At 62.2% G+C, this 20,305-nt stretch carries 25 protein-coding genes; all 25 read left to right on the forward strand.

Translation table 11 applies throughout. The annotated features are described in order from the left end of the window. The first annotated feature begins 101 nt into the window (after positions 1-101). The 25 genes from QMO82_RS08870 to QMO82_RS08990 all read left to right on the forward strand — a co-directional run bounded on the left by QMO82_RS08870 (position 102) and on the right by QMO82_RS08990 (position 20,305). Entirely contained in the window at positions 102-698 is a 597-nt protein-coding gene (locus QMO82_RS08870; protein ID WP_283196594.1) for a hypothetical protein, read from the forward strand. Then, positions 695-2,665 carry a terminase gpA endonuclease subunit gene (locus QMO82_RS08875; protein WP_283196595.1) on the forward strand — a complete coding sequence of 657 codons (1,971 nt, stop codon included), beginning with the start codon at positions 695-697 and terminating at the stop codon, positions 2,663-2,665. Before QMO82_RS08870 ends, QMO82_RS08875 begins: the two co-directional genes overlap by 4 nt. Then, on the forward strand, positions 2,647-4,233 hold the full coding sequence (locus QMO82_RS08880) for a phage portal protein (RefSeq protein ID WP_283196596.1): 1,587 nt from the start codon (positions 2,647-2,649) through the stop codon (positions 4,231-4,233). The genes QMO82_RS08875 and QMO82_RS08880 overlap by 19 nt, the downstream gene beginning before the upstream one ends. After that, complete coding sequence (locus QMO82_RS08885) at positions 4,233-4,502, forward strand: hypothetical protein (RefSeq protein ID WP_145964862.1); 270 nt, start codon at positions 4,233-4,235, stop codon at positions 4,500-4,502. Before QMO82_RS08880 ends, QMO82_RS08885 begins: the two co-directional genes overlap by 1 nt. Positions 4,503-4,512: 10 nt before the next feature. Next, positions 4,513-5,433 (forward strand): S49 family peptidase, encoded by a 921-nt coding sequence (locus QMO82_RS08890; protein ID WP_283196597.1) that lies wholly within the window; start codon positions 4,513-4,515, stop codon positions 5,431-5,433. A gap of 18 nt (positions 5,434-5,451) precedes the next feature. Further along, positions 5,452-6,003, forward strand: a complete 552-nt coding sequence (locus QMO82_RS08895; RefSeq protein ID WP_283196598.1) for a hypothetical protein — start codon at positions 5,452-5,454, stop codon at positions 6,001-6,003. Between the two features lie 35 nt (positions 6,004-6,038). After that, positions 6,039-6,707: a head decoration protein gene (locus QMO82_RS08900; RefSeq protein WP_283196599.1), complete on the forward strand. Its 669-nt coding sequence runs from the start codon at positions 6,039-6,041 to the stop codon at positions 6,705-6,707. A 96-nt stretch (positions 6,708-6,803) separates the two neighbouring features. Beyond that, positions 6,804-7,823 (forward strand): major capsid protein, encoded by a 1,020-nt coding sequence (locus tag QMO82_RS08905; RefSeq protein ID WP_283196600.1) that lies wholly within the window; start codon positions 6,804-6,806, stop codon positions 7,821-7,823. A gap of 24 nt (positions 7,824-7,847) precedes the next feature. Further along, positions 7,848-8,249 carry a hypothetical protein gene (locus QMO82_RS08910; RefSeq protein ID WP_283196601.1) on the forward strand — a complete coding sequence of 134 codons (402 nt, stop codon included), beginning with the start codon at positions 7,848-7,850 and terminating at the stop codon, positions 8,247-8,249. Beyond that, complete coding sequence (locus QMO82_RS08915; RefSeq protein WP_283196602.1) at positions 8,236-8,922, forward strand: hypothetical protein; 687 nt, start codon at positions 8,236-8,238, stop codon at positions 8,920-8,922. The genes QMO82_RS08910 and QMO82_RS08915 overlap by 14 nt, the downstream gene beginning before the upstream one ends. Positions 8,923-8,949: 27 nt before the next feature. Next, positions 8,950-9,150 carry a hypothetical protein gene (locus tag QMO82_RS08920; RefSeq protein ID WP_283196603.1) on the forward strand — a complete coding sequence of 67 codons (201 nt, stop codon included), beginning with the start codon at positions 8,950-8,952 and terminating at the stop codon, positions 9,148-9,150. Further along, positions 9,151-10,641 (forward strand): phage tail sheath subtilisin-like domain-containing protein, encoded by a 1,491-nt coding sequence (locus QMO82_RS08925; protein ID WP_283196604.1) that lies wholly within the window; start codon positions 9,151-9,153, stop codon positions 10,639-10,641. It abuts the gene before it with no gap. A gap of 27 nt (positions 10,642-10,668) precedes the next feature. Beyond that, on the forward strand, positions 10,669-11,040 hold the full coding sequence (locus QMO82_RS08930) for a phage tail tube protein (RefSeq protein WP_116405707.1): 372 nt from the start codon (positions 10,669-10,671) through the stop codon (positions 11,038-11,040). Then, positions 11,040-11,360, forward strand: coding sequence for a hypothetical protein (locus QMO82_RS08935; RefSeq protein WP_283196605.1), 321 nt, complete (start codon positions 11,040-11,042; stop codon positions 11,358-11,360). Before QMO82_RS08930 ends, QMO82_RS08935 begins: the two co-directional genes overlap by 1 nt. Before the next feature lie 103 nt (positions 11,361-11,463). Beyond that, positions 11,464-13,314 (forward strand): phage tail tape measure protein, encoded by a 1,851-nt coding sequence (locus tag QMO82_RS08940; RefSeq protein WP_283196606.1) that lies wholly within the window; start codon positions 11,464-11,466, stop codon positions 13,312-13,314. Position 13,315: 1 nt separating this feature from the next. Continuing rightward, the gene (locus QMO82_RS08945) at positions 13,316-13,774 is read left to right on the forward strand and encodes a DNA circularization N-terminal domain-containing protein (protein ID WP_283196607.1); all 459 of its coding nucleotides are present in this window, start codon (positions 13,316-13,318) and stop codon (positions 13,772-13,774) included. Between the two features lie 9 nt (positions 13,775-13,783). Continuing rightward, a complete protein-coding gene (locus tag QMO82_RS08950; protein ID WP_283196608.1) occupies positions 13,784-14,407 on the forward strand; it encodes a hypothetical protein in 624 nt (207 codons plus the stop codon). 9 nt (positions 14,408-14,416) lie between these two features. Further along, positions 14,417-15,466, forward strand: a complete 1,050-nt coding sequence (locus QMO82_RS08955) for a hypothetical protein (RefSeq protein WP_283196609.1) — start codon at positions 14,417-14,419, stop codon at positions 15,464-15,466. Beyond that, positions 15,463-15,924 carry a phage baseplate assembly protein gene (locus tag QMO82_RS08960; RefSeq protein WP_283196610.1) on the forward strand — a complete coding sequence of 154 codons (462 nt, stop codon included), beginning with the start codon at positions 15,463-15,465 and terminating at the stop codon, positions 15,922-15,924. The genes QMO82_RS08955 and QMO82_RS08960 overlap by 4 nt, the downstream gene beginning before the upstream one ends. Before the next feature lie 43 nt (positions 15,925-15,967). Beyond that, complete coding sequence (locus QMO82_RS08965; protein ID WP_283196611.1) at positions 15,968-16,210, forward strand: hypothetical protein; 243 nt, start codon at positions 15,968-15,970, stop codon at positions 16,208-16,210. A gap of 3 nt (positions 16,211-16,213) precedes the next feature. Further along, positions 16,214-16,750 (forward strand): phage GP46 family protein, encoded by a 537-nt coding sequence (locus QMO82_RS08970; RefSeq protein ID WP_283196612.1) that lies wholly within the window; start codon positions 16,214-16,216, stop codon positions 16,748-16,750. Continuing rightward, entirely contained in the window at positions 16,722-17,804 is a 1,083-nt protein-coding gene (locus QMO82_RS08975) for a baseplate J/gp47 family protein (RefSeq protein WP_283196613.1), read from the forward strand. The genes QMO82_RS08970 and QMO82_RS08975 overlap by 29 nt, the downstream gene beginning before the upstream one ends. Then, the gene (locus QMO82_RS08980; RefSeq protein WP_283196614.1) at positions 17,794-18,579 is read left to right on the forward strand and encodes a putative phage tail protein; all 786 of its coding nucleotides are present in this window, start codon (positions 17,794-17,796) and stop codon (positions 18,577-18,579) included. The genes QMO82_RS08975 and QMO82_RS08980 overlap by 11 nt, the downstream gene beginning before the upstream one ends. Positions 18,580-18,588: 9 nt before the next feature. Continuing rightward, positions 18,589-19,521, forward strand: coding sequence for a hypothetical protein (locus QMO82_RS08985; RefSeq protein WP_283196615.1), 933 nt, complete (start codon positions 18,589-18,591; stop codon positions 19,519-19,521). 1 nt (position 19,522) lies between these two features. Then, positions 19,523-20,305 carry a hypothetical protein gene (locus QMO82_RS08990; RefSeq protein ID WP_283196616.1) on the forward strand — a complete coding sequence of 261 codons (783 nt, stop codon included), beginning with the start codon at positions 19,523-19,525 and terminating at the stop codon, positions 20,303-20,305.

A 20,305-nucleotide genomic window follows, 5' to 3' on the forward strand; every position in this document is an offset into this window, starting at 1 on the left:
ACCCCGGAAATCTGTCCGTTTTTTTTGGAAAAACATTGGGTTGACGGGGTTGACGAGGTTGACGCCCCGAAGTTGACGGTTGACGTGAGGCGCAGACGGCCATGACTGAAGAAAAGCTGGTCATGTCTTCGGTCGCGCAGATTGCTGATCGTGACAAGGTTTCGAAGCAGGCCGTTTCGAAGGCTGTCAAGAAGCTGCTTGACGAGCGACCCGACACGCCAGTTGTGCGTGGCAACCAGGGCCAGGTTCTGCAGGTTTCGCTGGCGCACTATGACGAGTATCGCCAGCGTTTTGTGAACCCGGCGAAGGCAACCGCTCCGATCCGCTCGATCTCGACCGGCGCCAGCGGCCCTTTGGACCCGAGCGACAGCTTTGACGAAGCCCGTCGTCAGAACGAATGGCTGAAGCTCGGGCGAGAGCGCATCAAGCATCAGGAGGACCTGAAGCAACTGGTGCGCAAGGACAAGGTCGAGGAGGCGAACCGGATCATCGCTCGCGAGATCCAGAACATCGTTAAGCGCCTTCCGAACAACGCGGATCAGCTGGCTCTGGCGGTGTCAAAGGAAGGCGTTCACGGGGTGCGTGTCTTGCTGCGCACGATTGCTTTCGATCTCGGGAACGCGATCGCCGATCGGCTGGTCGGCCTCGCCAACGAAGCGCCCGAGACAGACGAGCTGATCGAGGACGAAGAAGCGTGAACGCCCATCCAGGTGCGCTGCGCATCCAGGCGAGGAGCTTCGCGGACGGTATCAGGCCGACGCCGCCGATGCCGTTCCAGCTTTGGCTGCCTCAGAACATCGTGCTGGTCGACGGCTCGCGGAAAGGGGAATTCTGGTCGGGCGAGGACGCGCCATACCTGCTTGAGATCGCGGAATGTCTCAGCCAGGAGCACCCGTGCAATCGAGTTTCGGTTCGCAAGGCCCAGCAGACCGGCGTCTCCATCCTGGCATTAGCCTGGATGCTCTATATCGCCGAGATGTGCCCTGACAATGCGCTCTACGGTGCGCCGGGTATCGACCTTCTGCAGGATCTGAACAGCGGCAAATTCCAGCCGCTGATCGACAAATGGCAGGAGGAGACGGGCAAGCGCATCGTCGATGCCTCCGGCTCGACGACGTACACCAAGAAAATCGGCCAGGATACGTTCATCTATCTTGGCAACGCCAACACGAAGAAGGACCTTTCCGGCAAGACCGTCCGCTACGGTGTGAAGGACGAAGTTTCCAAGTGGGAGCTTTTCCCCGACGGCTCAGATCCTGAGACGCTGTTCTTCGGACGCTTCACGGCATTCCGCCGGCAGAAGACCTACAAGATCCTCGAGCTGTCGACGCCGGAGCTGGATAGCGGCGATGCGATGGGCGAGGGTCCCGGCCATTGCCGCATCGATCGCTCGTTTCGCCTGTCGGACCAGCGCTTCTGGTTCATCAAATGCGCCGAATGCGGCCGCGAAATGGTGCAGCGAGACCAATATCTCGTCATCGACAGGGCGCATCCGCACCGTACGGTGATGCAATGTGAGCATTGCTCCCATCAGATTTCGGAATCGGAAAGGGTCCATGCGGTACGCGAGGGGCGATATATTCCGACCTTGACCGGGCCAGATCGTCATCCGGGCTTTCACGTCGACGCTTTCATGTCGCTCATGATGTCCTATGAGGCGATCGCGGAAGACAAGATTGCCTCCGAAGGCAAGGGCGAGAGCGGCGCAAAGGACTATCACAATCTGGTGCTGGCCCTGCCATACCAAATGCGAGGCAATGCCCCTGACCACGTCCGGCTCATGGAGCGCCGCGAAGACTACGAGCCTGAGGTTATTCCGCCTGGCGGCCTGCTGTTCACTGCCGGCGCCGACATTCAGTCGCATGGCATTTACTTCGAGGCCGTCGCCTTCGCTGAGGATCGCCAGACCTGGTCGGTGATAGCGATCTACCTTCCAGGTGCGACCGATAACCCGCAGGAAGGTGCATGGCAGCTTCTTGATGAGCTTCACAAGCGGGAGTTCCCCGACGCCCACGGCGTGTTGCGACGTCTCGACGCTCTTGCAGTAGACGCCGGCTATCGCACCAATCAGGTGCTGGAGTGGTGCCGCCGTCGACCTGGTACGTATGCCGTCAAGGGTGAGCCCGGGCGAGGCCGGCCGGCGATCAGCCAGCCGCAGAGGAAGTCGGTTACCAAGAAGGGTAAGCGGAAAAGGTTCGGATCGACCATGTCGTGGCCGGTCGGTACCTGGGCGTTGAAAGCGGAGTTTTACGGCAACCTGCACAAGTCTGGTCTGGCGGCCGGCGAACCGACTGACCCGCCGGGCTACTGCCACTTCCACAAGGAACTTGGGGAAGAGTATTTCAAGCAGATCACGGCAGAAGCCTTTGTGCAGAAGATACAGCGCGGAAAACTCTACGAAGAGTGGATGCCTCTCCGCGTCGATAACCACTGGCTTGATTGTCGAATCTACGCGATGGCGATCGCCGAACATCTCGGATTGTCTCGGATGTCGCCGGCGGAATGGGCGGCGTTGCGAGCCGAGCGAGAGCCGGATATCGCGCCCGACCTGCTGTCACCGGCACCTGTGAAGATCATGGCGGCTTCCACATCGGCTGCAGCGGAGACGGCGACGCCACCGGAAAAGAAAACGGAAACTGAGAACCGATGGAAGAAGCGACGGTAAAGCCTCGTGTTCGCGTCAAGGCGGGCACCAGCGCTGGCTACATGCGCGATACGCCATCGGGCGTGATTGCGTCGCGACCGGCATCGCTTCGCGAGCATCGTGACGAGGTCCGGCGGATTTGGTGGCGCGCCTCCGGGCTCGCGATGGATATGCTGTACAACAGCGGGCGCCTTCGCGGGGTAGCCGATCAGATTATCGCCGACACCATCGGCGTCGAACTGACCCTCAATCCGCAGCCGGACCTATCGCGCTTCGGTTACGACCAGGTCGAGACTACGGAATGGGTAAAGCTGACGAAGTCACGCTTTAAGCCATGGGCCTGGAATGCCGCGGAGTGCGACTTTCGCGGCAAGTTCACGCTGCCGCAGATGACCGATATCGGGGTTCGCAACTGGCTTGGCTTCGGAGAGAGCACGGGCATCGTCAGTTTCATGACGAGGGCGCAGCGTCGCCGCTACGGCATCAAGTCAGGCACAAAGTTCCTGATGGTGTCGCCGTCGAAGCTGGTGCAGGACACCAATGAGTTCGAGGGGCTGTTTCAGGGGATCATCCATGATCCGAACGGTCGGCCGACGCACTATCGTTTCATGGAGCGGGAAGCCGGGATCAATGTGAAGCGAGACCATGCTGCTCGTGACGCCGACGGTCGCCAGCTCGTCATGCATGCCTTCGACCCGTTCTCGGCCGAAGACGTGCGCGGTGTCACGCCGCTTGCGTCGACGTTCCGCAAGTATCTGATGGCCGAAAATCTTGACGACGCCACGGCGCAGATGGCGTTTCTTCAGACGATCTATACGATCGTGCTGACCAGTGATCGGCCAAGTTCAGACGCGTTTGAGGCTTTGGAAGCATTGAAGGACGCGGGCGGTTCCGGTGCTGCCGACATCGCGACCGACTTCACCAATTACTTCAAGGCGCAGCTTGACCGCGCAGCGGAATCTGAAATCAAGATTGGCGCCGGCGCGGGGGTGTCTCACTTGGCGCCAGGCGAAAAACTCGGGATCGAGACCGCCAAGGTTCCTGGTCGCGACTACCTGCCGTTTTCGGCGTCGCTTCACCGTGAGACGGCCCGCGCTCTCGGCGTGACGTTCGGCGGTTATACGCTGGACTACACGAATGCGACCTACGCATCGACGATGATGGAAAATGCATCCATCTGGCCGGTCGCCACCCGGCGCACGGATCGTATCGCCGCCCCGCATGTTCTCGTGCCTTACGCGAGCTGGCTCGATGAGATGGTCGAAGAGGGGGAAATACCTTTCAAAGGCGGGATCGAGGTTTATCGCGCCAACAGGGATGCCATCCTTTACGCGCTTTGCCTTGGGCCGTCAAAGCCGACGGCCGATGACGAAAAGGCCGCCAAGGCGGCAAGCGAGCGGATCCAGAACGGCACAAGCTCGATCGACGTCGAGGCATCGGCTAATGGACAGGATGCCGAAGAGATCTTCGAGAGCAATCTCCGCTGGCACAAGCGTTATACAGATGAGGGCATGCCATCGCCCTTCGCCCGGAAAACCGGAAGCGAACCGGCCAATAAGGACAGCCAGTCCGCCAAGGAAAAAGCCTGATGCCGAACATGGTCAAAATCGACGGTGTGCTGGTCGATATCGACGACCCTTGCGCGTTGGCGACGGCCCTACGCGGCGTGAAGTACAAGCGTATTTCGGGCGGGCAGGTCGAAGAAAGCGAGATCCGTTCGCCGGTGATGCACCAGCGGATCAAAGTAGCGTCGTCATCGCTTGGTGACCTCGATGCAGAGATCAATCGGCTTGACGATCTATGCCGCCAGAAGAATGGCCAGTGCCGCGTCTCGCGTCGCTGGTCGTTGCGATACTAAGGAACCGATGATGAGCTTTGCCTATGGTCAGATCGCGCAGCGGCTCTTCGGCACACCGCTGATGTATGACGAGCGCAAAGCCGAAGCATTCCTTTACGGGCTCGGCTCGCGAGTGGCAGGCGACACAGTCGTTATCACTAACCCGGTCGGCGCTGTCGATCATGTCGCCGGCGCCAATGGTCGGCCGCTGGCGGGTAAGATCGGCAACCGAATCGAGCGGGCCTTCACACAGGTCAACCGTCTGCCGTTCGATGTGGTCGACAATGTCGCCATCATCCCGATCGAGGGATCGTTGGTCCACAAGGGCGGCTGGCTCGGCTCGAATTCGGGAGAGACATCCTATCAGGGCCTGCAGGCGCAGATCGCCATGGCCAGACGCGCATCGTCGGTTCGCGGTGTCGTCTTCGAGGTCGACAGCTATGGCGGTGAGGTGAATGGCGGATTTGAGACGGCGGCGGCGATCGCGCAGCTCTCGAAGGAGAAGCCAACCTTGTCGATCCTGACGGACTTTGGCTACTCGGCAGGATACCTGCTGCCATCGCAGACGCGAGGCATCGTCATGCCTGAATTTGGCGGGGCGGGATCTATCGGGGTCATCATGATCCATGCCGACTATTCCGGCATGCTGGAAAAACAGGGGGTCGCGCTCACCATCATCCGTGCCGGCAAAAAGAAGGCAGACGGCAATCCCTACGAGCAACTAAGCCCGGACTTGGCAGCTCGCTGGCAGGGGCAAGCCGAGATCATGCGCGAAGCATTTGCCGAAACCGTCGCAAAAGGCCGCCGCGGGCGTATCACCAAAGCGAAGGCGCTGGCGACGGAGGCCGAAGCCTTCGACGCCAAGGAAGCTTTGGCGCGAGGTCTTGTCGACGCGATCGGCGACCCGCTCGAGGCGTTCGACGCTTTCGTCAAGGAAGTGAACCGGGGCTGATCCCCGCAGGAGAAACCCATGACCAGCCTTATCTCGACCATCCGGGCGGCGATCCGCACCGGAGCGCTTCCCTCTGACCTCGATGATATCGAGGCCGACGCGGATGCTTCGGCGTCCAATTCCCAGCCGCCTCTCACTGAGGCAACCACCACAGGAGCTACTATGCCTGATAACCAGAATGTGGCCGGCGCGGCATCCGCTGCGACCGCAGCCATTGCCGCCGCCGCCGCGTCTGCCGGTGGCACCGACGGCTTCTCGACCGCCATGGACCGCATGACGACGATCCTCGGCGCCGACGGCATCAAGGGCGACGGCAAGCGCATGGCGGCCGCCCTCGACCTCGCCAAGCAATCTCCGGATATGGCGGCTGAAGCCGTGGTCAGCTTCGTCACAACCAACGTTGCTGCCGGCACTGCCGCATCGGTAGGCGCGGACGCGGCCGAGTATGAAAAGCGCCGCCTGGCCGCCGCCGGCCTTGCGCAGCCGTCAGCCACCGTGTCGACGCCTGCCGCCGACGCGAAGGCTGGCTGGGGCAAGGTCAGCAACAAGATCAACTCCCGGACCGCCTGACTGGTGTCGGCGAAACCTCACAAGGAACCAAGATCATGACGACACTGACCGAAGGCCGCCATCCTGGCGAGTTTCTCCTGTCCGAGGCGAACTTCCATCGCTCGCGTGACAATATCGAGATCGCGGAATCCCAGACGATCACGCCCGGGCAACTGCTCGGCTCGAAAGTAGTGCCTGGAGATATCACCGCTGCGGTTGTGCCGACGTCCGGCAATACCGGGAACGGCGTGCTCACCATGGCGAACCCGGCCGTCACATCGAAGGTGCGGAACGGCGACTACTTGCTGACCTGCACCGCGGCGGCAGCAAACGCCGGCACCTTCTCGGTGCAGACGCCAGATGGCCGCGAGATCGGTCCCGCGACCGTCGCGGTGGCCTTCAACAAGGAAATTAAGTTCACCATCGCTGACGGATCTGCGGATTTCGTCGTCGGTGACAGCATTGTCGTCCGCCTCGGCGTAGAGCCTGTCGACAGGGAGTATGTCGCTTTCAACCCGGCGGGGACCGACGGTTCCGAGACGGTTTCGGCGATTGCTCTTTACGACGCTGTGACGGGTGCCGGGGTCACCACCAAGATCGCGGCGATCACCCGCGATGCTGAAGTGAATGGTCATTGCCTGACCCTCCCGGTCGGGATCACGGCCGCCCAGACCGCCAAGGCTTACGCCGATCTCGCCTCGCAGGGCATCATCGTTCGCAACTAACATTCCGCCCGGTCGGCTTCTCGGCCGGCCGGATAGCAGCGGCCGCGCCGCACGTCTCAACATCCTGCGTGACGCAGGCCTCAAAGGATTTAATCCATGCTTGATATCTTCAAGAATGACGCCTTCAGCGTCACGTCTCTGACCGACTTCGTCAATGATCTGAAATACCGTCCTGGCCGTATCGGCGAGATGGGTCTGTTTTCGAGCACTCCGGTCGCAACCACGTCGATCGCGATCGAGCGCGTCGGTGACATCCTGCAGCTCGTGAAGCCGACGCCGCGCGGCGGCCCCGGTGAAACCCGCGACATGCCGAAGCGCAAGATGAGCAATCTCACGGTGCCTCACTTCCAGCGCGACTGGTCTGTGATGGCCGACGAAGTCCAGGGCGTTCGCGCCAAGGGCTCGGAAACCGAGCTCGAAACGGTGCAGAGCATCGTCGGCGAGAAGATCAATGCGCAGACCAGCGACATGGACTTGACGGAAGAACATGCGCGCCTGGGCGCCGTGTCCGGTATCATCACCTATGCCGACGGTTCGACCCTCAATCTTTTCACCGAGTTCGGCGTGACCGAGGAAACGGAGGTTGATTTCGATCTCGATGCAGCAACGCCTGCTGACGGTGCTCTCCGCCTGGCAGCCACAAAAATCATTCGCGCCATGAAGAAACGCCTGGGCGCCGTTCGCTTCGCGTCGGTACACGCCTTCGTCGGCGACACGTTCTTCGATCAGCTGCTGCAGCACAAGGAAGTTCGCGACACCTACAAAGGCTGGAACGAGGCGCAGATCCTCCGGGATTCCTACGTCGGCGCCAACCGCTCTTCGAACCCGATATTCGAATTCGGCGGGATCGTCTGGGAAAACTACGGGGAGATCGATGGCGAAGGGGTTGGCATCGCCACCACCAAGGCGCGGTTCTTCCCCGTTGGCGTTGCCAACCTCTTCAAGAGCTATACCGCGCCTGCCGACTACATCGAGACGGTCAACACGCTCGGCGAGCGCCTCTATGCCAAACAGTGGCCGATGCCGAACGACAAGGGCATCAATGGCGAGTTGCAGATGAACGAACTCAACATCTGCACCCGTCCCGGCGCACTGATGGGCGGCCGGAACACCTGACCCGGCTCCATTGAGGGTATCGTCATGATCGACTGGCAGACGGCACGGGCGTTTACAGAAGAGGCTTGCGCCGAGATCTTCGATTATACGCCCTGCCGTCTGCAGCCGCGGAAGGCGGGGCTGACTGCCAATCACGCAGCCATCGACGATACCGACCGTGCAGCCTTCGATTTCCTCGGCACGATCGACCTGGAGCCGCCGAGCGATCGCATGCCGCGGCACCAATCTTCGGACCCCGGGATCCGCAATGGAACCGTCTCCTATGATGCCGTTCTGACGGCGCACGTGGGAGCGTGGCCTTACCGGCCGAAGAGGGGCGATCTTGTTGTCACCGCGGTCGACACCTGGAAGATCGCGGCCAATGAAGAGGACGGTTCATCCCGTCCGGCCTGGTACCTGACGAGGGCGCGTGATGTTGTCGGCTGAAGCGCTGCGCCTGGCGGCGATCGAGATTTTGTGTCCGACGGCGGCGGCGATCGCGGGTGAGGGGTTTCCGACGCTGGCGGGCAGGGCGGTGTTTGATAGCCGCGCTGCGCCGCTCGAGGATCTGGATCGGAAGGCGCCTTATACGCCGGTGCTTTCGCTCTACACGCCTGAAAGCGGGTTTGCGCTGCGGGCGGAGGCGGCAAGCGCCGACGACACCGTTGCGGATGCTGTGCTCGACGTGGTCGCCGAACTCGCGGTCGTCAACCAGGACGATGATGGCGAGTTTGCCGATGCGATGGCTGCGACCGATCCCGAAGCGAGGCTGGTTCTTGCGGCGCTGTGCGCTCAAGTCCGGTACCTGCTGGACAGGAGCCAGTCCGGCGGCCTCTGGCGCGGGCTGGTCTCGCATATCATTAAGGTCGAATTGCAGACCTTTGCCGTGCCGCATCTTGGGCTGCGGTGGCAGCGGGTGACGATGCGGTTTCATTGCGGGATCCGCGACGACGATTTCGACATGGAGGACGGCGGGCTGCCGCAACCTATTCGGCGGCTCTATGAGGCCTTGCCGGCGCAGTCTTATGCCAAGGAAAAACTTGGCGCGTTGGCGGCCTATTTCGTCGCCGAAGAATTGCCGCCCTTCGAGGGTGGATCGGCCTACGGGCCAGAAACGTAAACACGCCGCACCGATCGGAGATCACCTATGAGCGACGACATCTATGTGCCCGCGAAGAAGGGCCGCATTCCCATGCCCGGCGGCCAGCCCGATTGGCCGGAGGACGGGCGGCCCGTGAATTTCACGAGCCCGTTCGAAAACCGGCTCGTCCGTGACGGCACGATCGTTCCGGCGAAGAAGACCGCGGCCGGCAAGGCCAAAAATCCCGATGGCGAAGGAGAGAAGTAAATGGCATCGAACATCCCAGCCGCACTGACGGCGCCGATCTTCACCTTCGATGTGCAGTCGGGCGGCCAGTTCCAGAACGAGACGCGCATGATCCTGCTCGGCCACGGCCTTGCCGGCGGCACGCTCGCCGAAGGTCAGATTTCGATCTGCAACAGCAGGACCGATGCCCGCGTGCTTTGCGGCGCCGGCTCGATGCTGGAAGCGATGTTCATCGCGGCCCGACGCAATTCGCCGGCGCAGGAAATCTGGATCGGCCGCGTTGCCGACAGCGGCACTGCTGAAATCAGGACGATCACCATCGGGTCGCCGCCGGCCGCAGGCGGCCAGGGGATCCTGCTGATCGCTGGCGAAGCCGTCTCGGTCGAGCTGGCCGCAGGCCTGTCGGCGAACGCGCTTGCGACGGCGCTCGCGGCTGCCATCAACGGCTACTACAATCGGCTGACGGGCATGTCTTTGCCGTTCACGGCAACCGCCGCGACCAACGTCGTGACGCTGACGGCGCGGCATAAGGGCACTTATGCCTCGGGTATCGACATCTTCGTGCCGATCCTCGACACGGTGAACGCCTTCGCCGGCCTCTTCACCTTCGCGACCACGACGCCCGGCGCCGGCACGCCGGCGCTGTCGAACATCCTTGCGGCGATGAACGACGATCCCTTCGAGATCATCGTCTCGCCCTTCGGCGACGGTACCAGCCTCGACACGCTGAACAGCTTCCTCGGCGCGGTCAGCGGCCGCTGGTCCTATATCCAGCAGCTCTATGGCCACGCCTTCTATCCGAAGACGGACACCTCGACGAACCTGGTCACCTTTGCCCTGGCGCGGGACACCTGGCACCTGACGATGATCCCGCGCTTCCTCTCTGGCGGCTTCGCCGAGCCGGACTACATCTGGGTAGCGGCCGTCGTCGGGCGCATCGCCGCCTGGCTGGGCGGCGGCTCCAATGGCGACGTCTCGCGCAACCAGTCCGGCATCGTCGTCGAGGGGCTGTCGGCGCCGCGCGATCGCGCATACTGGATGGATTATGCGACGCGCGACGCGATGCTGAAGAACGGCGTTTCGACCTGGAACGTCAACCGCAGCGGCCAGGTGACGATCGACAAGATCATCACTCAGCAGCAGACGACGAACGGGGCTCCGGACACGACCTTCCGCGATATTCAGACCGTCTTCCAGCTGACCTACGCGCTGAAGAAATTCCGCGCGGATCTCGCTTTCGGGCATTCGAACAAGGCTATCGCCAACACCAATCCCCTTAACCTTGACGCGCTGACGACGGTCAAGGATATCAAGGCGACGCTGTTCCACAGCTACAAGCAGATGGCCGGCGTGCTGGAGAATTCTGAACAGGCGCTGCTCAACATGGTGGTCGAGCGCGACGCCGACAACCCGAACCGCGTCAACATGCGACTGCCGCTCGACGTCGTCAATCCGCTGGACATCCTGGCGGGGCTTGCGACGGTGTACGGCCAGTTCCGCGACGCCGCCTGATTTTTTCCCAACTGAAGGATCGAAACCATGGGCAAGGATTTCGGCGGACGCATGGTCGTTCGCCTCTCTGATGGCACGGTGATGTCGCTGCGCGGCACGTTCAACGTCAAAACGGCCGGCATGTCGACTGACGTCGTCACCAATCAGGACGGGTCGGTCGATCGCACCGCGACGCCGATGCCGTATAGCGCGGAAGTCGCAATCCGCGACGACAACACCGATTTGAATGCGCTGATGACCGCGCCCCGCGCCAGCGTCACGATCACTGAAGATTTCAGCGGCGTGACGCACTACTACACCAACGCCTTCTTCAGCGGCGACCCGCAGTCGAACCGGCTGACCGGCGAGGTCACCGGCCTGACGATCAACTCCGAGCAGTATAGCCGGGGCACGAGCTGATGGCGGAGACGATCGTCAAGCTCTCGAAAAGCTACACCGCACACGAGAAGTCGTTTGATGCGGTGACTTTGCGGGAGCCGACTTATTCGGAGATCTTTCGCGACGGCCTCGGCCGGCCGACCGACTGGCAGCCGACCCAGCACGGGCCGATGCTCGTCAAATATCCCGAAGTTATCGACGCCTATTTGCAGCGCATCTGCATCAGCCCTGGCTATGAGAGCATCGGCGCCTTGAACGCCATAGACTCTCTCAAGCTGGAAGAGGCGGTGAGCGGTTTTTTTCTGGAACGGAAGGAACTGCCGAAATCGCAGACGGGCTGATCTTCGTCCTGGGATGGGCGGCCGAGCGGGTCGAAGCGATGACGCCGTCCGACATCTTCTATTGGGGTGATCGCTTCCGGCAGTTCAAGGAAAGAAACAAGCGATGACGCGTGAGATCGAAGCCAGGCTGCGGATATCCGCTGTCGATCGCACCGGGCAGGTGTTCAAATCGGTCGCCGGCAAGATGGACCAGGTGAACCGCCGGGCGGGCGAATTCAACAAGCTGGCGCGGACACAGGAGCGCATGGCGGCTATCGGCCGGATCGGCGCGGTTGCCGGTGTTGCACTTGCTGCCGGCGCCCGCGCCGCCGTCGTCGATTTCGCCGCGGTAGAGCGCCAGATGGAACGCATCGGCATAACCGCCGATGCGAGTGCCGACCAGACAAAAACGGCATTCCAGAGCCTGCAGCAGGTAACGAAGCAGTTCGCCATGCCCCTCGACGACGGCATTCGCGCGCTTGACACGTTGGTTTCCTCCGGCCTGACGCTGCAGGATGCGATGGCATTCCTTCCATCTGTTCTGGCAACGGCGCAGGCCTCTGGTGCTGCGACTGAGGATATCGCAAACACGGCGATCAAAGCGTCTTCGGCTCTGAAGATCGAGGCTGGCGATATGCAGCGGGCCTTCGACATCATGGTCGCCGGCGGCAAGGCCGGCCAGTTTGAATTGAAGGACATGGCGGCCTTCATCCCGGAGCTGGCGAACTCTTTTTCGTCGCTCGGCTATTCCGGACAGGACGGCCTCAAGGAATTGATCGCGCTGCTGCAGACGCTGCGCGAGGATACCGGTTCCGCGGAGGCCGCCGCAACGCAAGCGCAGAACATCTTCGGCAAGATGTATTCCTCGGACACGGCGACGAAGTTCAAGTCGTTCGGCATCGACCTGCGCAAGGAGATGGAGGCGGCAAAGAAAAACGGAGAAGATGCGGTAACGGCCTTCGTCCGTCTCTCGAAAGAGGCGGTCAAGGGCGATCTCAGCAAGCTGCCGCTGCTGTTTACCGACCAGGAATTCCGCCTTGGCATGCAGTCGCTGATGACCAGCGCTGACAGCTATGAGAAATTCATCGCCGCGGTGAACAGTTCGAAGGTCGACGGCACGGTTCTGCGGGACGTGGGCCGCGTGCTCACGGATACGCAATCCAAGATCGACAAGCTTGCCAGCAGCTGGGACAAACTCAAGCTTTCGGCCGGTGAGACCATTGCGCCGGCGGCTTCGGCAGTGATGGACAGCGTTTCTCGCGGGCTCGATTACAACAATGCGAAGGAAGAGGGCGCCAAGAAGCGCGGCTATTCCTGGCTGCGGCGCAATCTCGGCTTCACCACCGAAAGCGATGCCGACGATCTTGCCTACGAAGGCGGATATCGGAACGAGGAATGGCTGCAGGGCTACCGGCAGAACAAATATCTGCGCGGCAAGGTTCGGCCATCGTCGGGCCGACAGAATGCGCCGGTGGTTACGCCGGAATTTCCAGGCGGCGGCCGGAATTTCGGGCTGAAGAACATGCCAGGCACGGATGCCCCCGTTCCGATGGCGCGGCCTGATGCAGGCGCATCGGCAATGGCTTCGTTGCAGAGGCAGTATCAGGAATATGGACGCGGGCGTCAGATCGCCGAATCGTTCACGTCTCAGGTGGGAACGAACGTCTTCGGCCCGATCGAGGCGAGATTCGAAACTGCCGCCAAATCAGTCGCCGATGGCGGCAAGCAAGGGGCGGACGCGATCACCGGATCAGCCGACAAGATCCGGTCGGCCGGAACGGATGCAGGATCCTCGATCTCCTCGGCGGCCGCCAAGCTCGAGGCTGCAGCGCAGGTTATTGCTGGCGCGTTGTCGAAGGGAGCGTCTGTCGTTCGTTCGTCGGCCGCTGCGGCGGTGAATGCTAATACCGGACGCAGCATGGCGCCTGCTGCGCCGAATGCGCCTGCGGGCGGCGGTGGTGGCGGAGGGTTCTAATATGCGCAACTGGGCGAAAACCCTTCGTGCCGCCAGCTTCAGCGGCGTGCCGTTCTTTGTCGACTATGACGAGCTGACGGCCGGAAAGCGGCTAGCGCTGCATGAGGTTGCCGGCGGCCGGGAAACGACCATCGAAGAGATGGGCCTTTCCACGTCGATCTTCGACATCACGCTCTACCTGCTCGGCGACACGGCCGATGCGCAGGCGCTGGCGCTGCAGGGTGTGATGCTGGCGCCCGGGCCGGGCTTCCTGATGCTGCCGATGGATGGCGGCATGATGGCGACGGCGCAGGGTTTCCGGCGCTCGCGGGGGAAAGACAAGAACGGCTATGTCGGGTTCGACGTGAGCTTTATCCCGGCGAGCAATACCGGCGGCGTGGCGCTGTCGACCGGCGATGTCACGGCGACGGTCGCAGCCGGGATCGCGGCGGCGGCAAGCCAGTTCGCACGGTTTTTCTGAGAGGTTTCGATGACGGCGGACAGGCAGACGGTGCTTTCATGGATTGCGGATCTGTCGGCGACTATTGTCACCGACGTCGACGATCTTTCCGATATCAGCCAGCGGATCGCGGCCGCGCCAGCACTCGAAGCCGCTGCCTTCGCGGCCGAGGCGCTGGCACTCACGCGGATCATTGCCGAAAGCGTGACACTGCCCGCCGAGTTCGACAGGATCGCCGCGCCGGCGTCTGCCAGCGGCGAGACGCGGCAGGCATTCAGCATCCTGGTCGCGATGGGGTCGGCTATTGCGGGATGCCGGGTGGAGTGGCCTTCGCGGCCGGCAGCACGGCGGGCACGAACGCGGGTTTCCGCTGCCGGCGATGCCGGTGCAGCTGCTGCCGGAAGTCTCGGCGGAGACGGCGCCGATCTCTATGCCTGGCTGACGGCGGTGACCGCCGTTTCCTGCCGGCTGATTTCCGATATCGCCGCTGACGCTGCGCCGATCATTCGGGTCGAGACAGGCGTATCGCTGCCCTCGACGGTACTCGCTTATCAGCTCTATGGCGACGCGACGCGCGCCGGAGCGATGGTCGACCTGGCGGGATCGGCGACGCCGATGATCATGCCGACGCTTTTTGACGCGCTCGCCTCGTAGGCTCGACCGATGTTTGAAAACCTGACGATATCAGGGCTGCCGCCATATAAATCGATCACGATCAGCTATTCGGCCGAGGAGGCGGTGCGGAACGCCTCGATTGTCCTGATGCCGGCGGGCATCGGCGTGCCGGTGCAGCCGGGACAGAGCGTGACGATCAAGGCTGGTAGCGATGTGCTGCTCACAGGCTATGTCCGCGACGTGCAGCCGAGCCACGATGCAAACGATCGGGCTCTTTCCGTCACTGTCGTTTCGCGGACCGTTGATGCGACCGAGTGTTCGGTCGATCATCCAACCGGCGAAGTGCTGAAGCAGGATCTTGCGAGCATAGCCAAGACCTTCGATACGCTCGGTATCGGCGTCGAAAGCGACGGCAGCCTGCCTGTGGAGCCGCGGCACAAGCTGAGGACGGGCGAGACACTGTTTCAGACGATCGAACGCCGTGCCCGCGGGCGCGGCATTCTGATCTACGACACGCCGAAGGGAAAGCTGAAGCTCGCGACAAAGCCCGAGGGCACGCACTCCGGAGGGTTGATATGGGGCCAGAATATCGAGCAGGCCTCGTCATCCATCACCGAATATGGCCGCCACAGCGAGGTCAAGGTGCGCGGTCAATCGACCGAGGGCACCTATAAACAGCAGCTTCGGCCGGAAGCGACGGCGCGGGATGCCGGCGTCAAACGCAAGCGGCCGCTGATCATTGCCCATGAAGGCGAGACGACGACGGACCGGATCAAGAAGCGTGCGGACTGGCAGGTGAAGCGCGGCGCCGGATATGCGGCGACGGCCTCGATCACCACGACCGGATGGCGCGATGGCGGCGGCAAGATCTGGGACCGCAACTGGCTAGTCTATGTCGAAGATTCCTGGATTGGCATCGAGGGTATGATGGTCATCAAGGGCGTGACGCTGACACAGGACGCCGACGGTGGACAGGGAACGGTAGCGGTGCTTTCGCTTGCCGATCCGCGGGCACTCGGCGGGGAAAATCCGCGCGGCAAGACGACGGACGCCTATTCGGCGCCGGGCACGATCACGCCTGAGTATCAGGATCAATGAGCGGCCGGCGGATCGAGCTCGACGGCGAAAATGTCGAGAAGGGCGGGCAGCAATTCGTTTCCGGGCGGGCACTGTTCAACGACGGCTATACCGCTATTCACCGGATCGAGCCGCATGGCTTCGCCTCGATGCCGGTCAAGGGCGCGAAGGCGCTGCTGCTGCAGCCGAACCAGGACGCCGACCAGGCCTATGTCATCGGTGGCGAGCACCCGTCGCATCGGCCGAGCGATCTGCCGGCTGGTGGGACGGCGATCTATGACTCGAGCGGCAACATCATCAAGTTCGTCGGTAGCGGGATCGTCATAGACGCGGCAAGCCGGACGGTGACCGTGACGGCCGGGACCTGGACGCTTAACGGCGATTTCGTGCTGAACGGCGACCTCGAGGTGAACGGCAATATCCACGCCACCGGCTCGATCATCGACGAAGGCGGCAACACGCCGCATCACACGCACTGAGATCCGCGCCCGGCGGTTCCGGGCAGATCAAAGGAGAAGACGCATGAGCGCGCCAACCGTAACAGCGAAATTCCGCTGCATTAACATCAGCCACGCCCACACCGGCCCGGATAGCTCGATCGCGACGATCCAGATGTTCCCTGTATGGGAGCAGGACGGCGTGAATAAGAAATGGTCTCAGGCTACCCCGAACGGCAAGCTGGAGATGACGATCACTGTTCCGGAGACCGTCGCCCGTTTCGAACTCGGCAAGGAATACTATCTCGACTTCAGGCCGGCTGAATAAGCCATGCTGAAGATCATTCCAGCCGACGATGCTGAAGAGCCATACCGCTCGCCCGATCTCGGCTGGGATGGTCTTTCCGGCGATATGATCCTCAACGCGCTGACGCATCCGACGGCACCCGGCGACTTTCGAGCCGAGCAGGGGCTAGCGACGCAGGTGCTGATCTGCCTGATGACTGATCGGCGCGTCGACCCGAGCGAGCTGCGCAGTGGCGACGAAAACCGTGGCTGGATCGGCGACAGCTTCGACATGGCGGAAGGCGAGACGCCGCTCGGTTCGAAGCTCTGGCTGTTGCGCCGATCGGCGCTTTACGAGGGGATCGAGATCAAGGCTCAGGATTATGCCCGCGAGGCGCTGCAGCCGCTGATCAGTCAGGGCGCTGTTGCCCGCGTCGACGCGACGGCGACGGCCGACCGCCCCGCCAAGCGGCTCGATCTTGCTGTCGCGCTATACGGCCGCGACGGCACGAAGCTTTACGACAATAAATTCGAACTGCTCTGGAGACAGATTGATGGCGTGGCAGATCCGCTCGCTTACTGAGGCCTCCGCACGGGTTCGCGGGGCCTTCCGGCAATATCTGCCGGGCACCGATACCTCGCTGAAGAACAATTTCGTCACGGTAACGGCGAAGGTCGTTGCGGCGCTGGCGCATGAATTCGAGCTGCGCATGGCCTATCTCTCGAAGCAGCTTTTCGCGCGATCGGCCGAGAAGCAGTTTCTCGTGCAGCATGCGGCGGAATTCGGGATCTACCGGAAACCGGCGGCTGCCGCTCAAGGCGCCATCATCGGCTCGGGCACGGCGAACGCTGTCTATCCCGCCGGCATCCGGTTCGTATCGGGATCGGTCACCTATCTCTCGAGCGCGCCGGCCTCGGCCGATCCGCTTGGCGCCGTGAGCTTCACCGTGCTGGCGGAGGCGACAGGATCGGCCACCAATCGCGACGCCGACGGCGTGATGGCGCTTGCCGATCCGGTGCTTTGGCCCGACCTCTCGAGCGAGTGGACCGTCGGTCCGGCGGGGATCGGCGGCGGGGCTGACAATGAAAGTGACGACGACCTGCGGGCGCGGACGCTCTATCGCAAGGCAAATCCGCCAGGCGGCGGCAAGCTCAGCGATTACGAGGCTATCGCGCTCGACGTGCCGGGTGTCCTGAAGGCGTGGGCCTTCCGCCAGCCGTTGGCGCCGGGATTCATCGCGGTCTATTTCCTCTTCGCCGGCCGGCCGAACCTGATCCCGACTGCGGGCGACGTGCTGATAGTCCAGGCGGCGATTGATGCGAAGCGGCTGATCCGGATCGACGACAGCGTCGCAGTGGCGCCGATGCCTTCGCCGCTCGATCTAACGATCGACCTGCTGGCGACCGACAGCCAGGCGGTGCGGGACGCGATCGCCGCGGCGGTTGCCGCGATGCTGGTCGACCGGTCGCGGCCGGGCATACCAGGCGACACCTTCACGCTATCGCGATCGTGGATTTCGGAAGCAGTTTCGGGCGTGACCGGCGAGGATCGGCACGTGCTGGCGTGGCCGCTCGACGACATCACCTATACCAACGGCCAATATCCAGTTCCGGGGACGATCACCTATGGCGCGTAGTTCCGCCTTCAACACGATCACGCGGGAACCGGCCGTGGCGGCGGGCGGCGTGAGCGTGCCGGCGGCGTTCGACGCGTTGGCGGCGCCTGATAATGACGATCTCATCACCTCGGCGCTCACCATGCTGCCGCAGGGTGCCGCCTGGGGAACGCCTGACGGCGAGGCGATGCCGCTCAACCACACGCTGGCGCGCTTTGTGCGCGTGCTGGTCGACGGTTTCGTCTGGCTTTATGCGCGCGCCTTCGGCCTGACGCGCGAGGCCATTTCGCAAAGCGCTTCGGAGATGTTGCCGGAATGGGAGAGCGATTACGGCCTGCCGGAACCCTGCTTCAGCGGCGATCAGACGACGGCGCAACGCCTCACCGCATTGACACGGAAGGTGCGGGCGGATGCAGTGAACACCCCGGGCGATTTCATCCGCCTGGCGCTCGACTATGGCTTCGAGATCGAGATCGAGGAGCCCGCGATGTTCGAATGCGGCTTCTCGGAATGCGGCGGCCGGCACACGGTGGGATCCTACATTCAAGAAACCTATTGGATCGTCCGGATCCGCGACGCCGCCATAGGCTATTTCGAGTGCGGTGTCGGCGAATGCGGATACGATCCGCTGTTCTCGATCGGAGCGGCCGAGCAGATCCTATGCCTGCTGCGCAAGATGGCGCCGGCATGGACGCTCCCGGTGCTCGAGCCGTGGATCAACTACGGCATTTTGTCCGACGGCGCAGGCAATGCCTTCGTCGACGGATACGGAAATCCGCTTCTCGTCCCAATTTGAGGATCAATCATGAAGTATATCCAACCCTTCGGTGACCCGAACCCTAATGCGTCGTACCAGGACCGCAACACACCCGGAGCGGTCTCTGGATCAAGGGTTCCCGCCAAGGCGATCGAGAACCCTATGCGTGAAATCATGGCGGTCATCGCCGCCGCGGGTATTGCCGGCTCGGACGATGATCTGACGCAGCTACTGCAGGCGATCACTGCCCTGATTGCGGCTGCGACCGGCGGCGAAGGCGATCCTAACTATGTGCTGATGACCCAGGCGCGAGGACGCCTGCCGATATTTCCGGAGATACTGACGGCAGACGGGCAGTTGCCGGTCACGTCACCATCGACAGGCACGGTGCGTGTACCCGCCGGTTACGATTTTCTGCATCGCGGCATCTTCAACATTACCACCGTGCAAACCGACTTCGCCACCAGTGCGAACAAAACCTATCACCTGCGCTGGAACCCGGCGGACGGCTTTGTCTTGAAGGATCTCGCAGATTCCGGTTACAACGCCGGCGCCCTCGCCGAGGGAAATGTGATCTTCGACAGCGGCTTCGACAACATGCTCGTGGCGCTTATCGTTACCAACGCCAGCAACGTGGCGACGATCACGAAGCTTGCCAACAAAGCGACACTGGCACTCGACCAGCTTGTCCATGCGACCAATATTCGACCCGTCGATAGTAACCCGACCTTTGCCGATTGCGTTTACAGCATGGCTTGGGCGCGGCGGCCGACATCCTTCAGCTACTATCCGGCGAAGATCGTCAACAATGCTGATCGCGTCGACAGCGACTACATGCTGATGGCGCTGACTGCCGGCACGCCGCCGCAGATATCAGTCTCTGACGTTCCGGTGATCGACGTCAACCGCTATCGGATCTCATCCACCGTAGCCTGCGACTATACGCAGGATCTCTGGATGCACTTCTCGGCGAGGGCCTGACATGGACTACCCGCTTATCCGAATCGACGATCTGACACCCGAGTCGTCACCCTCGCGCACTCATGGCCTGCCGGTCATGAAGGCCGGTGTCGCGACCTTCATGACGGTCGGGCAACTCCTTGATCTGGTGATCGGGGCAGCACCTGGCGCCCTCGATACGCTTGACGAGCTGGCGGCGGCGTTGGCCGATGATTCGGCTTTCTCCGCCACCATTACTACGCTAATCAACACCAAGCTTTCGAAGGCCGGCGGGGCAATGACCGGCGATCTCGACATAGCTTCGCATTTGCTATCGAATGCGATTGTCGTCTCCGCTCTTATCGCTGACCCAACGAACACCACGAAACGGTTGCAATGGGTGCTTTCGGCAATTTCTTCCGCAACGACCAGGTCGTTGACTATGCCGGACCGCAACGTCAATTTGGGCAACGTTCCCCTTAGTGGGCGCGCCAAGAGCGCCCAGCAGACGGCTACGCTGGGAGGCTTGATCACCTTCGCCCACGGGTTGGGCGGCACGCCCGACATCAGCACGCTCTTCGCTAGCATTGTCAACACGTCCGGCGGTACGGATCTTGGGTATGCCAGCGGGACGGAGATACAAATCACGACAGATAACCTCGGAAGTTCCAACGGGGTCGGGGTAGCCGTATGGGCGGACGCGACGAATATTTATGGCCGCGTCGGCAACGTCGCTCTTGCGACAGGCATCAATGGCAGCACGGGCGTCGGCAACATCACGTTCGGCACCACAAACTGGAAAGTCTGCCTCGGCGGACAGTTGTAG

Source organism: Rhizobium sp. BT04 (assembly GCF_030053135.1).
In the GTDB taxonomy this organism is placed as follows: domain Bacteria; phylum Pseudomonadota; class Alphaproteobacteria; order Rhizobiales; family Rhizobiaceae; genus Rhizobium; species Rhizobium binxianense.

What these genes read in the sequence shown, in the direction of transcription:
- QMO82_RS08870 (WP_283196594.1), top strand. Translation starts at nt 102, where the DNA reads ATGACTGAAGAAAAGCTGGTCATGTCTTCGGTCGCGCAGATTGCTGAT.
- QMO82_RS08880 (WP_283196596.1), top strand. Translation starts at nt 2,647, where the DNA reads ATGGAAGAAGCGACGGTAAAGCCTCGTGTTCGCGTCAAGGCGGGCACC.
- QMO82_RS08885 (WP_145964862.1), top strand. Translation starts at nt 4,233, where the DNA reads ATGCCGAACATGGTCAAAATCGACGGTGTGCTGGTCGATATCGACGAC.
- QMO82_RS08890 (WP_283196597.1), top strand. Translation starts at nt 4,513, where the DNA reads ATGAGCTTTGCCTATGGTCAGATCGCGCAGCGGCTCTTCGGCACACCG.
- QMO82_RS08895 (WP_283196598.1), top strand. Translation starts at nt 5,452, where the DNA reads ATGACCAGCCTTATCTCGACCATCCGGGCGGCGATCCGCACCGGAGCG.
- QMO82_RS08900 (WP_283196599.1), top strand. Translation starts at nt 6,039, where the DNA reads ATGACGACACTGACCGAAGGCCGCCATCCTGGCGAGTTTCTCCTGTCC.
- QMO82_RS08905 (WP_283196600.1), top strand. Translation starts at nt 6,804, where the DNA reads ATGCTTGATATCTTCAAGAATGACGCCTTCAGCGTCACGTCTCTGACC.
- QMO82_RS08910 (WP_283196601.1), top strand. Translation starts at nt 7,848, where the DNA reads ATGATCGACTGGCAGACGGCACGGGCGTTTACAGAAGAGGCTTGCGCC.
- QMO82_RS08915 (WP_283196602.1), top strand. Translation starts at nt 8,236, where the DNA reads ATGTTGTCGGCTGAAGCGCTGCGCCTGGCGGCGATCGAGATTTTGTGT.
- QMO82_RS08920 (WP_283196603.1), top strand. Translation starts at nt 8,950, where the DNA reads ATGAGCGACGACATCTATGTGCCCGCGAAGAAGGGCCGCATTCCCATG.
- QMO82_RS08925 (WP_283196604.1), top strand. Translation starts at nt 9,151, where the DNA reads ATGGCATCGAACATCCCAGCCGCACTGACGGCGCCGATCTTCACCTTC.
- QMO82_RS08930 (WP_116405707.1), top strand. Translation starts at nt 10,669, where the DNA reads ATGGGCAAGGATTTCGGCGGACGCATGGTCGTTCGCCTCTCTGATGGC.
- QMO82_RS08935 (WP_283196605.1), top strand. Translation starts at nt 11,040, where the DNA reads ATGGCGGAGACGATCGTCAAGCTCTCGAAAAGCTACACCGCACACGAG.
- QMO82_RS08940 (WP_283196606.1), top strand. Translation starts at nt 11,464, where the DNA reads ATGACGCGTGAGATCGAAGCCAGGCTGCGGATATCCGCTGTCGATCGC.
- QMO82_RS08945 (WP_283196607.1), top strand. Translation starts at nt 13,316, where the DNA reads ATGCGCAACTGGGCGAAAACCCTTCGTGCCGCCAGCTTCAGCGGCGTG.
- QMO82_RS08950 (WP_283196608.1), top strand. Translation starts at nt 13,784, where the DNA reads ATGACGGCGGACAGGCAGACGGTGCTTTCATGGATTGCGGATCTGTCG.
- QMO82_RS08955 (WP_283196609.1), top strand. Translation starts at nt 14,417, where the DNA reads ATGTTTGAAAACCTGACGATATCAGGGCTGCCGCCATATAAATCGATC.
- QMO82_RS08960 (WP_283196610.1), top strand. Translation starts at nt 15,463, where the DNA reads ATGAGCGGCCGGCGGATCGAGCTCGACGGCGAAAATGTCGAGAAGGGC.
- QMO82_RS08965 (WP_283196611.1), top strand. Translation starts at nt 15,968, where the DNA reads ATGAGCGCGCCAACCGTAACAGCGAAATTCCGCTGCATTAACATCAGC.
- QMO82_RS08970 (WP_283196612.1), top strand. Translation starts at nt 16,214, where the DNA reads ATGCTGAAGATCATTCCAGCCGACGATGCTGAAGAGCCATACCGCTCG.
- QMO82_RS08975 (WP_283196613.1), top strand. Translation starts at nt 16,722, where the DNA reads ATGGCGTGGCAGATCCGCTCGCTTACTGAGGCCTCCGCACGGGTTCGC.
- QMO82_RS08980 (WP_283196614.1), top strand. Translation starts at nt 17,794, where the DNA reads ATGGCGCGTAGTTCCGCCTTCAACACGATCACGCGGGAACCGGCCGTG.
- QMO82_RS08985 (WP_283196615.1), top strand. Translation starts at nt 18,589, where the DNA reads ATGAAGTATATCCAACCCTTCGGTGACCCGAACCCTAATGCGTCGTAC.
- QMO82_RS08990 (WP_283196616.1), top strand. Translation starts at nt 19,523, where the DNA reads ATGGACTACCCGCTTATCCGAATCGACGATCTGACACCCGAGTCGTCA.